Below are 13,520 nucleotides of genomic sequence, written 5' to 3'. Positions count from 1 at the left end.
ATGGCCCCTTTTTGGATTCATAAGATTTTATTTACCACGTTTGCTCACGGGCCGTTCACCAACAGACCATACAATTCCATTCGGGGACTCACATTAGGCAGATTGCCTAAAACCGAATGGATGAAGCAATTATGCCTTTGCCACGCAAAAAAAGTGTGACTTTCTTCACTTTGATTATCACGTCAGGAATTATCGCTGCCTGCGGGACCGGTGCAAGTTGGGTGGACGGTGTTCCAACACCAAGCTCCGGCATTGACCAGTCAACAAAGACCAGCTCAGTGTTTTCCTTTCCGCGTCTGGGGATTCCGGGTTTCGGCAACAGGCAGGATGCCGGTTTACCGGCTGAAGAACGGCAGTGCCGTGCCACGCTGAAGCGCATGGGTGTGACGTTTATTGATATTCCGGAAATTTACGACAGCCCGAGTTGCGGCATTAAATATCCTGTTGAGGTGAGCGGTCTTGCGCGCGGTGTTGCGCTGAAACCCGCCGCGAAACTGAACTGTCAGGCAGCGCTTTCGATGGCCCAGTGGCTTCAGCGTGATGCGGGACCAGCCGCGCGGGCGCGCTATCTTTCAGGCATTGCTGAGATCAGGCAGATGTCGTCTTACTCATGCCGGCAGATCGCCCGCACAGACAAATGGTCCGAACATTCCAAAGGCAATGCGGTGGATATCGGTGCGTTCAAGCTGAAAAACGGCCGTGTGATTAAAGTAGCCAAGCCTGCCTTTTTCGCATGGCGGGAGAAAAGCTTCCTGAAGTCTGTCCGCGGACAGGCGTGTCACCGTTTTGGTACGGTGCTTGGACCGGGAGACCGCGACCACCACGATCATTTCCACTTTGATATTCGCCAACGCAAAAAGGCCTATTGCAGTATGTAATTGTTGGGGCTGGCTGCGCCCCCGCGATTATTCTACATCCAGTAGGGGCGGGATTTTGGTTGGTTTGCCGTAGGCATCGATGGCGACCATCGTAAAGCGCGCGAAAGTAACCCGTTCGCTCCTGTCGGTCAGGTAGCGCTGGGCCCATGCTTCGATATAGAGCACCATTGAGGTATTGCCGATTTTTTCAATGTCGGAATAGATGGAAAGCGTGTCGCCAACTTTAACAGGGCTGGTAAAGGACATCTCATTGACGGCGGCTGTGACAATGCGGCCGCCCGCCCGTTCCGCACCGCGGATGCCGCAGGCCAAATCCATCTGAGCCATAACCCATCCACCGAAAATGTCACCGGCTGCATTGGTGTCGCCGGGCATGGCCAGTGTGCGTATCGTCAATTCGCCGCGTGGCTTATCGGTCTTGGTCGCTGGCATTGTGTTCCTCCGTTTTTTTACATCGTAGGTAACAGCTGTGCGAAGTCCAGACTTTTGTGGTGGTGTGACTTAATCAATCAACATGATGTCAGTTGCGGTTCCGTCATCATCCGTGTTGAGGATGACATTGGCGCCTTCGGCAAGTAAATCCAAGGGTATGTCCTGCGACACCTTGTATTCATTGCCATCGGCAAGCGTGATCATCATATTGTCGAGATCCACGCTCTCGACAGTGCCTTGAATTTCTGCTGAATAAGCAGCGTTGATGGTCGTTGCGCTAATAACAATTAATGCAAGAACAAGTTTTTTCATCGGTCATTTCCACTCGGTTGTGCCGGATACATAAAGCTTACCATTAAGCTCTGCCGGGCAGGATGATGTCAGGCTAGGGAAGGATGCCAGTGAGCTGCATTAAGCAATGTATTAATGGCCGAAAGACGGCAGGCAGCCATTGCTGCCCACCGCCGAATTTGTCGTTTTACATCTTTTCAACAGATGTCAGCACTGTTGTGCCGTCTTCATATGTCACCTTGATTGAATCACCGACAGCGAGCGCTGATACATCAACATCTGCTCCCACTGTCCACGCTGTACCATCTTCCAGCATAATTGTGCCTGTTGCCGGCTCGATGGCGGCTACGACGCCTTCGCCTTCACCGGCAAAGCCCGGCACTGTTGCGCCAAGTACGGATGCACTTACAAGAGCTGCGGATAGTAGTTTTTTCATCGTTGTGTTCCTTTTCAGTTGAACATTTAAAGTTGCGGCCCGTCTGAACTATTAGGGTTGGGGGTCGAGACATTCATCCGTTCCGCTCAGTGAAAATGGACTGCGCGTGGACGAATTTCAAATCACTAAATGTAAAAAAGAATAGCAAAAACAACGACATAATTCCGCCTTATTCGGCGGAAGATTGCCGCATTTACTGATTTCCCGCTGCGTTTTCGGGCAAGTGAAAAGGGCCTATGCAGCCACAATTCCAGCCTTGCCGGTTTTCGCGGCAAGTCTGAGCGATCACAAACTTTCTGCAGATTACGGAGTTGACCGGCTGTTACGAAATTTGAGGGCGGGCACGCAGCCGCAGCATGGGGATAATTTCAACGGCCAGCATGGCTGTGAAGATCAACAGGCATCCGATATAGCCGGAAAAGCCGATGCGCTCTCCCAAAATGATTGCGCCGAACAGCGCCGCAAACAATGCTTCTGATGACATGAAGATCGCGGCTTGAGGCGCGGTTGTATATTGCTGGGCTACCGCCTGCAGGGTAAAGGCGACCCCGCCGGACATCACACCGGCAAACAGGATTTCCGGCGCGGCAGCAACAACGCTTGCCCATGAGACATTTTCAAAGAAAGCTGCCAGCACCAGGCCGAGTACAGCGCAGGTGAAAAATTGTATTGTTGCCAAAGTGAAAGGCGCTTTCGCGTCGTCTTTCTGACTCAGAACACGTCCAAGAAAAAGAACATGGCAGGCCCATAAGACGGCACAAATAATGGTCCAGTAATCGCCGGTTGTCAGTCCGGTCAAACTGCCGCCGGACAGCAGGAAGATGCCCGTCAAAGTCAGTGCGGATGCAGGCCAGATGATCGCATGTGGCACCTGGCGTAATACAAGCAAACCAAGCACGGGGACCATAACGACATACACGCCGGTCAGGAAGCCGGAATTGGTGACGGAAGTTGTCAAAAGGCCAATTTGCTGCGTTCCCAAAGCACTGAACAGGATCGCACCCAAAATGATATAATTGACAAGATTCTTGCGCGTTAAAATCGGCCCGTTTTCAGGTGCTTTGCGCGCGCGGCGTTTCTGCTCCCAAATCGCAAAGGGAAGGACCGCAATTGCTGCCGCCAGAAAACGTATGCCGGTGAAAAATACCGGTTCAATAGCGTCCATCGCGGTTGATTGCGCCACAAATCCCATGCCCCAGACAGCACCGACAAGCAGTAATAAGAGATTGGCGTAGATACGGCGCATTTTGTGATAATCCTGTCCGAGTAAGCTTAATTGAGCGAATATAAAACTTGTTGGTCTTTTGCACGCTTGCCTCTTGTTCTCAAGCGCATTTCTGCCCACGATGGTAGTCAGGTTTACGGGACTTCAAGTCGCACTGGAAGTTTGACTATGACTTTCCCAAATAAACTGATGAGATCAACAGGTGCCATTCAGCATGACCCAAATGACAAGTCTAAACAGAAGTGCGACGCTAGCGCTGTGGGCGGTGACCTTTTGCGCAATGTTGCTTATCGGGTTGGGGCAAAACAGCGCCCATGCCAACCAGTTCAAGCGTGTGCGCGATGTCAATGTGTCATGTAACAATGCGTTGCTTTGCAATATCTATATTGCAAACCGCAGTGTGTCGCTTTCAAGCTTCGGTTTCCGGCGGTCCGCTGCGCCTGATGCGCAGGTGCAGATGGTTATCAGTGTGCGTCCTGCTTTGCGCGGCGGCAGCGATGTACGCTTTCTCGTTGACGGGCAAATGGTGCTGGAACTTGATGTGTCGATGCTCAGCTATCGTGCGGCAACCTATGAATATCTTTATAGCGATCAGGAAAATGTCACCAAACTGATGAAGGCTGTGCGCCAAGGCAAACAGATTCAAATCAGCTACACGACACGATCCGGGCGCACGACAGCACCGTTCTCGCTTTCCGGAATTACGGCCGGGTTTATCTTTGCTGATGAAGTGCAGGGCAGAATTGGTGCAGACAATGCTTTTATGGCTTTAAGTGCGAATGTGCCTACAGAAGCGGGGGCTGTTGCTGATGAGGCCAATGTCGCGAACTATAAAAGCTGGTCAGATGTACCCGCCGCGTTGTCTTCTTATTTCGGGAAGGAAACCGGACGTTGCAGCAATCAAACCAACGATAAAGTACGTGGAATTAATGGCGGCTTTTCAGCAAGCCTTGATGAGACTTCTGCCCTGATCGCACTGCCATGTGGTTATGCGGGCGCATATAATTTCCCTTATGCTTTTTGGTTGCAAAACGGTGATAATTTCACACCGTTGGCACTGCCGGTGATGACGGAAGAGGGCCCTAGTGTGAGCCAGCTTGCATGGAATATTGTCTGGGATGGTGAAGTGCGCGAGCTTTACGCCTTTTTCAAGGGGCGGGGTCTTGGAGATTGCGGATCAAGCAACCGTTGGAAGCTGACGGATGATGCCGGAACCTACCGGTTTGTGCTTGTCGAAGCGCTCGAAAAAGACGCCTGTGACGGCATTTATAAAGAAGATCTGTCTGATTACGAAAAGCTTTGGCCAATAAACTGATGAACGCTGATGTGGAGCGCCTGAGACGATCGCTTGAATTTCTGCGTGAAGCAGAACGCTTGAAGGATGTCTTGCGCAGCGGAGTCACAAGCCAAGGACGGCGTGAAAGCACCGCAGAACATACATGGCGTTTATGCCTGATGGTTATGGTGTTCAGTGATCTAGTTCCGGAAGTCGATCATCTCAAACTCCTGAAAATGTGCCTCATTCATGATCTGGGTGAAGCATATGCGGGTGATGTACCGGCAACTGAACAGTCACCTGGTTCCGACCGGCGCGATATTGAATATCGCGATGTGCAAAAACTGGGCGATATTCACGGTGGTGAGGTCGGTCAGGAGATTGTCGCGCTATGGCTGGAATATGATGCCGGCGAAACCAACGAAGCGCGTCTGGCCAAAGGTTTCGACAAGCTGGAAACCATTTTGCAGCACACGCAGGGCGATAATGCGTCTGATTTCGATTATGCGTTTAATCTGACATATGGCGTTGAGAGAACCGGCGGGCACGATTTGCTCAAGGCGATCCGCGCGATTATCGATACGGAAACGCAAGAACGAAGCGAAGGGCGGGCCGCCTGGCGCGATGCTTAATTCGGTAAATTGCCAATAATTGATTTTAGGCGTTTCAGATTTGCGCCTGCATCCGAATAGCCAATTTGCGCGCTGGCATAGGCTATCAGGCTGCTCGTGCCATCAGCATTATCAATGGCGAAAAACTGGTTCGTATCAGGAAAACGCATCAAGGAAGAGCGGGTTACATAGCGCGCATAAGCCGGGTCTGAACCGTCATCCACACGCTCGTAAAGCAAGCTGCTATTCTGAAATGCTTTGTCAATCATTGTGATAAGTTCTTCAGCATTGGCACTGTATGTCGGCAAGCTGTCATCGATTTTCGCGCCGGACTGACACGTCTCTGTACTGCACAATAGTGCATCATGCGGTTTTTTCGTGCGTTTAATATTGGCAAGGTCAATCTTACCCAAATCCGCATTGCCGAAAAAGAGTTGCCAGCTTTTTTCGCGGCCATAGCCGACAAAGGCGAGGGCAATCAAAAACAGAACCAGAGCGATAATAAGAAGTATTTTCATGCCGCCTATATAAGGAGTTTAGAAGCAATTCAAAGCCCCATATAAAAACGCCGGCTGTTACACCGGCGTTTTTTCCAAGCCCGCATTGGTGGGGGCGAAATGTCGGGCCAGGACACAGCCACAGGGTGTGGCTAGTATCGCGAATTCTCAGGTTCGCTCAAATCACGCACCAGATTTTTAGTCATGGCGACCAAGCCGGCGGCCATCACCAAAAGGCCGGTACCCATGGCACCAAACACCATAAGATTGCTACCGCTGAGGGAAAAATCCGGGGTCACATCAGGGGCAGCCAGCATTTTGGCGAGGTGCATTACGGAGGCGGTGCTGTCCAGCGCCTGAGCATGTGCGGAGGTTGTAAAGCCGATAAAGAGAACCAGATTTGCGACAACAAAGGTGGCTGCAACAATTGCGAGAGAGCGGAAATATCCCTGCTCAATTTCCTGTTCGTTTTTTAAAATACGCATGATCTGCCTCTGAAGCTCTTATCTCATTGGATAAAATTTGCATCAAATTGGGGCATCATGAGGCGCGTATTTGGGCAAAGTCGGGGTAAGTTTGTGGCTGTTATGTGGCGGGAAGCCAATTGAGGCTCACGTAATCTTTTTGTTCGCTAATCTTCTTTAACCATTTGTTAATAAATGGAAAACGATCCATATCGAATTTACCGATTTCACCCGCTGTATGGGTGTAAGCGTAAAGCGCAATATCGGCGACGGTGTAGCTGTCTCCGGCGATAAACGGTGTCTTTTCCAATTGGGCTTCCATTACGCCCAGTGCACGGTGACCGGAAACGAGCAGCGGATCAAGATGCTCAGGTGTACGCAAGTGCGCGCGGTTCTCATATTTAAATATGGCCTGCCGCGTTGCGATTGTGCCTTCGTGAAAATTCTGCTCAAAGAACAACCATTCATGCACTTTGGCGCAGGCGTATCGCTCCGTAGGCAGATAGGCGCTGTCATGCGCCAGATAAAGCAAAATTGCATTGGATTCAGCAATCAGGCGTCCGTCTTCTAGTTCCAGAAGCGGTACTTTTCCATTCGGATTTTTTGCGCGAAACCAATCACTTGTCGTAACACCGGAGCCGACTTCACAATCAATATGTTCAAAAGAGATGCCAAGCTGGTGAAGCAGCAGGCGCACCTTATAGGAATTGCCCGAAGATGGCATGGAATAGAGTTTTAGCACGTTCGCGCCTCCAGCATTGCGATCATCTGCTTTGATCCAAACTTTGGTGATCAGGCAATGGATTTTATTTGATGCGGGCTATCAGGAAAATTGAATTCAGCGCGCTGCCGGACGGCCAAACGAAGGCATCGGGAAGCCTTTGGTTCCCTGAAACCATTCACTGAAATCTGCCGGCGCGATACGCGGTATTGCCGCGGCAAAACCCTGCACCATCTGCGCACCGGCGCTTTCGGCCATCTCGATTTGCCAGCTTGCTTCCAGACCTTCGGCAACGACCTGAATACGCAGCTCTTTAAAACGCGCAATAAGCTCTTTGAGCTGCTTGTAACCGTCCGGGCTGTCCATCAGTGCTTTGACCATCGGGCCATCAAGTTTGACGATATCCGGCGTCAGATCTTCGATGCGCTCCATATTGGAAGATTGAGCGCCAAAATCATCCACTGCGATATGATATCCGCGCGCGCGCAGCGTATAGACAAAATAGCGCAGATCGTCTTTGTTCTTCGCCGCACTCTCGATGATCTCGCACACGCATGCATTCGGCATGATGTCGGATGCGCGCAATTCTGTGCCAAGATCATCAACCATTTTCTCAAATGTTGATTTCGAGGCAAGGGCGGCCGGATCAAAATTCAAAAACAACTGACGCGCCTGAACGGGCAGGGATGCGGCGTTGCGTACATGGAGCGTGCGCGAGATCGCTTCGACCAAGCTGATTTCGTCAGCGTCGAGCTGGTTGAAAAAAGCGCCTGGCAACATCAGCGTGTCGTCCTTTTGCGGGCGCAGCAAGCCTTCAAATGCGATGGGGCGTAATTTGCCGCCGATAAATCTGAAGATTGGCTGAAAGGCGGTTTTCAGCACGAAACCGCGATAATTGCCGACCCACGCGCCATCGTCTGCGCGCATGAGACAAGCAGATACTTCTTCTTTTTCGACCGGTTTGTTGACAGCTTCTTGCAAAATTTCCATCCGACTCGTTTGAATGACGAGTCATATTCTCCCAATCCTTTAAATTTATGGTTAACGATTGGTGAATTCGCTGGCTACAGAAAATTTCGATTTTTGCGGCAATTCGCGCTCGTTTACATGTACAAGGCGCATCGGCGCTTGCACCTTTCCCAGAATTGGCGCATAGCGACGGCGCCCGAATTGGAGGCAGCCTGCCTCCGGCTTTAAACTCTATGGAGACTAAAAATGGCATTCCTGGCTGACATTCTTTCCCGTGTAAAACCATCAGCGACAATCGCTGTCACGCAAAAGGCACGCGAATTGAAGGCCACGGGTAAGGACGTCATTTCACTTTCCGTCGGCGAGCCTGATTTTGATACGCCGCAAAATATCAAAGACGCAGCGATCGAGGCGATCAATCGCGGCGAAACAAAATATACGCCTGTATCCGGTATCGTGCCTTTGCGCGAGGCGATTGTTGCCAAGTTCAAGCGCGAAAACGATCTTGAATATACCGCCGCGCAAACCATTGTCGGCACCGGCGGCAAGCAGATCCTGTTCAATGCATTTATGGCAACGCTGAACCCTGGCGATGAGGTTATCATTCCTGCGCCTTATTGGGTTAGCTATCCGGAAATGGTGGCGATTTGCGGCGGAACAAGCGTTGTTGTCGAAACCAAAATGGAAGACAGTTTCAAACTGACGCCGGAGGCATTGGAAGCGGCAATCACGCCGAAAACCAAATGGCTGATGTTTAACTCTCCGTCCAACCCGTCCGGTGCGGCTTATACCTTCGATGAGCTTAAAGCGATCACCGATGTACTGCTGCGCCATCCGCATGTGTGGGTTTTGACAGACGATATTTACGAGCATCTTTGCTACGGCAATTTCAAATACCACTCTGTCGCTCAGGTGGAGCCGAAGCTACACGACCGTACACTCACCATGAATGGTGTCTCAAAAGCCTATTCAATGACCGGCTGGCGTATTGGTTATGCGGCAGGACCGCTTGAACTCATCAAAGCGATGGATATGATTCAGGGACAGCAGACTTCCGGTGCGTGTTCGATTGCGCAGTGGGCCGCTGTTGAAGCGCTTAATGGTCCGCAGGATTATATCGAGGAAGCGCGCGGCAAATTCGAAGAACGCCGCGACCTTGTTGTCTCCATGCTCAATCAGGCGTCCGGTCTTGAATGCCCGAAGCCGGAAGGTGCGTTTTATGTTTACCCGTCATGCAAGGCACTGATTGGCAAAACAGCACCGTCAGGCAAAGTCATTGAAACGGACGAAGATTTCGTAATGGAACTGCTTGCCGAAGAAGGCGTGGCGGCTGTTCATGGCTCGGCGTTTGGTCTTGGACCAAACTTCCGCGTTTCCTATGCGACATCAACCGAAACACTCGAAGTGGCTTGTGAACGCATCCAGCGCTTCTGCGCTGCTTGTAAATAAGTTTACTTGAAATAGTTGTATTGAACGGGGGCCGGTGATTACCGGCCCTTTTTTGTTGTGTTTGTTTATAGGCTTTGCATTGCTTAACAGGCCTTCTGACCTGTCCTGGCGTGAGCGAATTTCGCCATTAAGTTTTTTCGCGGTATATTGGCTGACCGGTTGGGATATCGGACTGCTCATACCGCTACATTATTCATGAATTTTCTTTTTAGGAGTCCGGCTTTAGCAATCTACAGGAGGAGCCTATGTCAAAAGCGCCAAAGAAACTTAAAAGCGATAAATCCAACGAGGGCACAATTCCATTCCTGCACTTAACAGGATTGGTGCCGACTTGGGTCGATTTAAAGATCATGACTGATAAAAAGGGCAAGCTCAAACGCACGAAAGTGACTTGGCCAAATGGTGACTGGATGTGGACCAATTATGATAAGGACGGAAAACCTGCAACCGGCACTGGAGGAGGAAAAGGCTGGGACATGGAGTGGGAGATCACTTACGATAAAAAAGGCCGTAAAAAATCTGCGAAAACCATTACCACAAGAGGCAGAAAGGTAACGGTTATGACACAAAAGTTCGATCCAAAAACGGGCGAAATGATAGACCAGCGCACTAAAGTCTATCTCGACGGTTTACACTAATTACATCAATGTGAAGGGAACGACCTGGCGCAATTTTCATCAGCTCAATCTCGTGCGTAAAGCCTGATAAATCACGGCGGTCGCGGTGTTTGCCAAATTAAGCGAGCGCACGACCGGATTGAGCATCGGCAAGTTAAAAACGCGGTCTTCCATGCCGTCCAATATGGCGGGCGGCAGACCCTTGGTTTCGCACCCGAATACCAGATAGCCGTCCTGATTATAGTCGGCATCATAGACGGTCTGGGCACCGTGCTCTTCGAAAAAGTAGAGGTTTTCGCGCGGTGGATTGCGCGTTTCTATAAAGTCATCCCAGCTTTCATATTGTGTAAGCTGGACATGTTTCCAGTAATCCATGCCGGCACGCCGGACGGCCTTCTCTTCGATCGAAAAGCCATAGGGCTTGATAAGGATGAGTTCTAAGTTCAACGCCACGCATGTGCGCCCGATGGCACCTGTATTGTAGGGAATTTCTGGGGTTACCAGAACGATTTTCAGACGCGGTTCAGACATTGCGTTTTTAGGCTTTCTCACAATTTGCGTGGCTTTGCGCATGTCGGGCTCTGTTAACGCGATGCGGAAAAGTTAGCAATGTTGGTTTTACGGACTTGAGACCGGCAGGCTCCATTGTGGGTGGATGCAAGAAGCGCAGCGCGTACTAGCTCTACGGCTCCGTAAAATAGCGCATCTTTTCGAATACCTGCACCGCAACTAAACGGTTGCGCGCGGTGCGAACAAAATAATGGCCGCCGCGATGAATGCCAATGCGACGCCAATCATATCCCATTCGTCAGGTGTCTGTCCTTCAACCCACCAAAGCCAGAACAGGGAAGCAGAGATGTAAACGCCGCCATAGGCCGCATAGGCGCGTCCGGCATAGCTGCTGGGGGCGAGTGTCAGGAGCCATGCAAAAGCAATAAGTGCGCCGATGCCGGGCACAATCCACCAAATGGATTTTCCCATTTTCAGCCATGCCCAGAAAGCAAAACAGCCCGCAATTTCAGCAATTGCTGCGGCCAGATAGATCGCTGAACTGCTTAAAAACTGTTTCATCAAAGGCGCGCCTGACTGCAAAACTGTCGTTCAGCTACTGTTGTCCGTGTCACCACAATCTCGAACAACCGCTTAACAATGAAGCTTGTTTTAAGTGCCGAATAGCACATTGATAGGCTCTCAACTTTCGCCATTATCCGCCACAGGCCTCGGCATTACTTCCCGCTAAATTTGTTCAGCCGTGCCAAGAGCGATGACGTATCCCAGCGGTTGCCTCCCATTTTTTGCACATCGGCATAATATTGGTCGATAAGGGCTGTGCCGGGCAGGGAGGCACCATTATTGTTTGCCTCTGCCAGACAGATCGCCAAATCTTTACGCATCCAGTCGACAGCAAAGCCGTGATTATATTCACCGTCCATCATGGTTTTATGGCGGTTTTCCATCTGCCATGAACCGGCTGCGCCTTTGGAAATGACATCAATAACAGCCTCAATATCCAGCCTTGCGTTTTGGGCAAAATGGATGCCTTCCGACAGGCCCTGAACCAGTCCGGCGATGCAGATCTGATTGACCATTTTGGTGAGCTGTCCGGCGCCGATGTCACCCATTCTGCCGATCATTTTCGCATAGCACTCAATGACCGGTTTTGCCGTGTTAAAAACCTCTTCATCACCGCCGATCATCACAGTCAGCACGCCGTTTTCAGCGCCAGCCTGACCGCCTGAAACAGGCGCGTCCAAAAAGCCGAATCCGGCCTCAGATGCTGCTTTGCCGAGTTCACGTGCCACATCGGCTGATGCTGTGGTGTTGTCGATAAAGACCGCGGCTTTTTTCATCGTGCCAAAAGCGCCGTCCGGCCCCGTTGTGACGGACCGCAGATCATCATCATTGCCCACACAGGAAAATACAAAGTCGCAGTCTTCTGCGGCTTTTGCCGGTGTGGATGCGGCTTTGCCGCCAAATTCACCAGCCCATTTTTCAGCTTTGGCTGCGGTGCGGTTATAGACGGTGACATCATGTCCGGCTTTGGCGATGTGGCCCGCCATTGGGTAGCCCATAACGCCCAGACCGATGAATGCAACTTTTGCCATTGGTAAAATCCTGATTTGTGACTGCTCTTTTCCCAAGGGATAGCAGCCTCACATCAGAAACAAAACCGCTCTATTTTTGAATTAGGGCCATGCATTCAATTTTTTTCGCTTCCATCAGCGAGCAGGCGTCAAAAGCATCCTGCATGCTGGAAAAACCGATAATGCGGGCACGGTAAACCATGCCACGGCTTGTCTCCAGCGGAACAGTATATTGGCGCAGCGCATTGGCCGTACTGGCAAGTGCGGGACGTGCAAGGGTGAGCCGTTCCATGGCGCGCTCTTGACTTGGCAATGCGCCGACCTGAATAGCATAGCGTGAAATGGGATCGTCGGCCGGTTCAGACGTGGCAGGCGGAGTATCAGCCATCGCTTTGGCTATCGCTTGCGGTTCGCTCGCCAAGGCAGGGGCGGCATCGGCAAGAGCGAGTTCCTGTATTTCATCGGCTTGTTTTTCCACAGATGCTGTAATGTCAGCCGGTTCGCGGGTGGCCTGATCCTTGGTCTCGACAGCAGCGATAACAAGGGCCGTGCTAATTTTATCGGCAATCTTTTGCGCGGCTTCCTGCTCGGCAGCTTTTGCTTTTGCCGCTGCAATCTGCTCTTTTTTGTCAGCGGCATTGCGCGCGATAAGCTGGTCTTTTGAAAGCTGATAGATCGGCTTGCGGCCTTCCAGGATATCCATCGCGATCTGGTCGCGCTCCTTGGCAGAGCGTCCGCCCATAACGACGACAATTTTGTCGCCTGATATCTCTTCAGAATAAGTCACAACATTAAAACCGGAGGCGTTGATAAAGCCTGTTTTGATGCCGGTCACGGTTTTGACTTTTCCAAGCAGATTATTGTGGGTTTCCCATGTGCGGTCTTTGTAAGAAACGCTCGGAATGGAAAAACGCGGGAAGTGCGTTGGAAAATCGCGCTTTAAAGCAATGCCCAATATTGCCTGATCGCGTGCGGTTGTGACCTGCTCTTTATCGGGCAGCCCTGATGCGTTTTTGTAAACCGTATCTTTCATGCCGAGTTCACGGGCCTTTGCAGTCATTTTGGCGGCAAAAGCTTCTTCACTTCCGGCGAGCATTTCTGCAATAGCGGCGGCGACATCATTGGCGGAGCGTACTACGAGCGCATCAATCGCCAGATCAACCGGAATAACTTCGCCCATGCTGTGGCCAAGGCGGGAAGGAGGGCGGTCGGCAGAATGACGTGATGCGACAACGCCTGTGTCCAGCTTGATTTTACCGCTCTCCAGCGCTTCAAACACCAGATAAAGCGTCATCATTTTGGTCAAAGATGCAGGGTGACGTATTGCCGAAGCGCTATCTTCGAACAGGGTTTGGTTTTTGCCGACATCTATCACCAGTGCGGAACGCGGCGGTTCATAGGCTGCAAAAGCAGCTATTGAAGCCATAAAATACGCAAGTGTTGGAATGATCAGTGCTAAAATAGCGCGGCGCGAAGTCAACATGGTGTCCTGTGGAGCTGGTATGAGTTTGATCGCATAAATCAAAGATCAGTCCACTAAAATGGTAAGCACGGCGTTAATATGGCAGAC

At 51.0% G+C, this 13,520-nt stretch carries 17 protein-coding genes; 5 read left to right on the top strand and 12 right to left on the bottom strand.

All coding sequences use genetic code 11. The annotated features are described in order from the left end of the window. Window positions 1-131: 131 nt before the first annotated feature. Complete coding sequence (locus tag SU32_RS01300) at window positions 132-878, top strand: extensin-like domain-containing protein (RefSeq protein WP_160316278.1); 747 nt, start codon at window positions 132-134, stop codon at window positions 876-878. Between the two features lie 27 nt (window positions 879-905). Here SU32_RS01300 and SU32_RS01295 read toward each other — a convergent pair whose 3' ends face one another. From SU32_RS01295 to SU32_RS01280, 4 genes are all read right to left on the bottom strand, one after another. Beyond that, a complete protein-coding gene (locus SU32_RS01295; protein WP_053997501.1) occupies window positions 906-1,310 on the bottom strand; it encodes an acyl-CoA thioesterase in 405 nt (134 codons plus the stop codon). Window positions 1,311-1,379: 69 nt separating this feature from the next. Next, entirely contained in the window at window positions 1,380-1,622 is a 243-nt protein-coding gene (locus tag SU32_RS01290) for a DUF1344 domain-containing protein (RefSeq protein ID WP_053997500.1), read from the bottom strand. A 166-nt stretch (window positions 1,623-1,788) separates the two neighbouring features. Further along, window positions 1,789-2,037, bottom strand: coding sequence for a DUF1344 domain-containing protein (locus SU32_RS01285; protein ID WP_053997499.1), 249 nt, complete (start codon window positions 2,035-2,037; stop codon window positions 1,789-1,791). 322 nt (window positions 2,038-2,359) lie between these two features. Continuing rightward, a complete protein-coding gene (locus SU32_RS01280; RefSeq protein ID WP_053997498.1) occupies window positions 2,360-3,283 on the bottom strand; it encodes a DMT family transporter in 924 nt (307 codons plus the stop codon). A 193-nt stretch (window positions 3,284-3,476) separates the two neighbouring features. On the opposite strand from SU32_RS01280, the gene SU32_RS01275 reads away from it, so the two are divergent. Together SU32_RS01275 and SU32_RS01270 are read left to right on the top strand one after the other, a co-directional pair. Then, window positions 3,477-4,577, top strand: coding sequence for a DUF1176 domain-containing protein (locus SU32_RS01275; RefSeq protein ID WP_082376296.1), 1,101 nt, complete (start codon window positions 3,477-3,479; stop codon window positions 4,575-4,577). Then, window positions 4,577-5,170: an HD domain-containing protein gene (locus tag SU32_RS01270; protein WP_053997496.1), complete on the top strand. Its 594-nt coding sequence runs from the start codon at window positions 4,577-4,579 to the stop codon at window positions 5,168-5,170. The genes SU32_RS01275 and SU32_RS01270 overlap by 1 nt, the downstream gene beginning before the upstream one ends. On the opposite strand, the gene SU32_RS01265 is transcribed toward SU32_RS01270, so the two are convergent. The 4 genes from SU32_RS01265 to SU32_RS01250 all read right to left on the bottom strand — a co-directional run bounded on the left by SU32_RS01265 (window position 5,167) and on the right by SU32_RS01250 (window position 7,821). Beyond that, on the bottom strand, window positions 5,167-5,667 hold the full coding sequence (locus tag SU32_RS01265; RefSeq protein WP_053997495.1) for a DUF1499 domain-containing protein: 501 nt from the start codon (window positions 5,665-5,667) through the stop codon (window positions 5,167-5,169). The genes SU32_RS01270 and SU32_RS01265 overlap by 4 nt on opposite strands. Before the next feature lie 131 nt (window positions 5,668-5,798). Then, window positions 5,799-6,131, bottom strand: coding sequence for a hypothetical protein (locus tag SU32_RS01260; RefSeq protein WP_053997494.1), 333 nt, complete (start codon window positions 6,129-6,131; stop codon window positions 5,799-5,801). Between the two features lie 100 nt (window positions 6,132-6,231). Further along, a complete protein-coding gene (locus SU32_RS01255) occupies window positions 6,232-6,852 on the bottom strand; it encodes a glutathione S-transferase family protein (protein WP_053997493.1) in 621 nt (206 codons plus the stop codon). 96 nt (window positions 6,853-6,948) lie between these two features. After that, the gene (locus SU32_RS01250; RefSeq protein WP_053997492.1) at window positions 6,949-7,821 is read right to left on the bottom strand and encodes an EAL domain-containing protein; all 873 of its coding nucleotides are present in this window, start codon (window positions 7,819-7,821) and stop codon (window positions 6,949-6,951) included. Between the two features lie 225 nt (window positions 7,822-8,046). Between SU32_RS01250 and SU32_RS01245 the strand changes: the two genes are divergently transcribed. Next, a complete protein-coding gene (locus SU32_RS01245) occupies window positions 8,047-9,249 on the top strand; it encodes a pyridoxal phosphate-dependent aminotransferase (RefSeq protein ID WP_053997491.1) in 1,203 nt (400 codons plus the stop codon). A gap of 245 nt (window positions 9,250-9,494) precedes the next feature. Continuing rightward, window positions 9,495-9,887 carry a hypothetical protein gene (locus SU32_RS01240; RefSeq protein WP_053997490.1) on the top strand — a complete coding sequence of 131 codons (393 nt, stop codon included), beginning with the start codon at window positions 9,495-9,497 and terminating at the stop codon, window positions 9,885-9,887. 39 nt (window positions 9,888-9,926) lie between these two features. Here SU32_RS01240 and SU32_RS01235 read toward each other — a convergent pair whose 3' ends face one another. The 4 genes from SU32_RS01235 to SU32_RS01220 all read right to left on the bottom strand — a co-directional run bounded on the left by SU32_RS01235 (window position 9,927) and on the right by SU32_RS01220 (window position 13,433). Beyond that, complete coding sequence (locus SU32_RS01235; protein ID WP_211097648.1) at window positions 9,927-10,439, bottom strand: tRNA (cytidine(34)-2'-O)-methyltransferase; 513 nt, start codon at window positions 10,437-10,439, stop codon at window positions 9,927-9,929. Window positions 10,440-10,595: 156 nt separating this feature from the next. Next, the gene (locus SU32_RS01230) at window positions 10,596-10,937 is read right to left on the bottom strand and encodes a YnfA family protein (protein ID WP_053997489.1); all 342 of its coding nucleotides are present in this window, start codon (window positions 10,935-10,937) and stop codon (window positions 10,596-10,598) included. A 155-nt stretch (window positions 10,938-11,092) separates the two neighbouring features. Beyond that, entirely contained in the window at window positions 11,093-11,971 is an 879-nt protein-coding gene (locus SU32_RS01225; RefSeq protein ID WP_053997488.1) for an NAD(P)-dependent oxidoreductase, read from the bottom strand. A 70-nt stretch (window positions 11,972-12,041) separates the two neighbouring features. After that, a complete protein-coding gene (locus tag SU32_RS01220; RefSeq protein WP_053997487.1) occupies window positions 12,042-13,433 on the bottom strand; it encodes a D-alanyl-D-alanine carboxypeptidase family protein in 1,392 nt (463 codons plus the stop codon). Between the last annotated feature and the right edge of the window lie 87 nt (window positions 13,434-13,520).

The sequence above is a fragment of the Ahrensia marina genome (assembly GCF_001293565.1).
Taxonomy (GTDB): domain Bacteria; phylum Pseudomonadota; class Alphaproteobacteria; order Rhizobiales; family Rhizobiaceae; genus Ahrensia; species Ahrensia marina.
This window is presented reverse-complemented; position numbering and strand designations above follow the sequence as displayed.

Coding starts and splice junctions, on each gene's coding strand:
- SU32_RS01300 (WP_160316278.1), top strand. CDS start 132: ATGCCTTTGCCACGCAAAAAAAGTGTGACTTTCTTCACTTTGATTATC.
- SU32_RS01295 (WP_053997501.1), bottom strand. CDS start 1,310: ATGCCAGCGACCAAGACCGATAAGCCACGCGGCGAATTGACGATACGC.
- SU32_RS01290 (WP_053997500.1), bottom strand. CDS start 1,622: ATGAAAAAACTTGTTCTTGCATTAATTGTTATTAGCGCAACGACCATC.
- SU32_RS01285 (WP_053997499.1), bottom strand. CDS start 2,037: ATGAAAAAACTACTATCCGCAGCTCTTGTAAGTGCATCCGTACTTGGC.
- SU32_RS01280 (WP_053997498.1), bottom strand. CDS start 3,283: ATGCGCCGTATCTACGCCAATCTCTTATTACTGCTTGTCGGTGCTGTC.
- SU32_RS01275 (WP_082376296.1), top strand. CDS start 3,477: ATGACCCAAATGACAAGTCTAAACAGAAGTGCGACGCTAGCGCTGTGG.
- SU32_RS01270 (WP_053997496.1), top strand. CDS start 4,577: ATGAACGCTGATGTGGAGCGCCTGAGACGATCGCTTGAATTTCTGCGT.
- SU32_RS01265 (WP_053997495.1), bottom strand. CDS start 5,667: ATGAAAATACTTCTTATTATCGCTCTGGTTCTGTTTTTGATTGCCCTC.
- SU32_RS01260 (WP_053997494.1), bottom strand. CDS start 6,131: ATGCGTATTTTAAAAAACGAACAGGAAATTGAGCAGGGATATTTCCGC.
- SU32_RS01250 (WP_053997492.1), bottom strand. CDS start 7,821: ATGGAAATTTTGCAAGAAGCTGTCAACAAACCGGTCGAAAAAGAAGAA.
- SU32_RS01245 (WP_053997491.1), top strand. CDS start 8,047: ATGGCATTCCTGGCTGACATTCTTTCCCGTGTAAAACCATCAGCGACA.
- SU32_RS01240 (WP_053997490.1), top strand. CDS start 9,495: ATGTCAAAAGCGCCAAAGAAACTTAAAAGCGATAAATCCAACGAGGGC.
- SU32_RS01235 (WP_211097648.1), bottom strand. CDS start 10,439: ATGCGCAAAGCCACGCAAATTGTGAGAAAGCCTAAAAACGCAATGTCT.
- SU32_RS01230 (WP_053997489.1), bottom strand. CDS start 10,937: ATGAAACAGTTTTTAAGCAGTTCAGCGATCTATCTGGCCGCAGCAATT.
- SU32_RS01225 (WP_053997488.1), bottom strand. CDS start 11,971: ATGGCAAAAGTTGCATTCATCGGTCTGGGCGTTATGGGCTACCCAATG.
- SU32_RS01220 (WP_053997487.1), bottom strand. CDS start 13,433: ATGTTGACTTCGCGCCGCGCTATTTTAGCACTGATCATTCCAACACTT.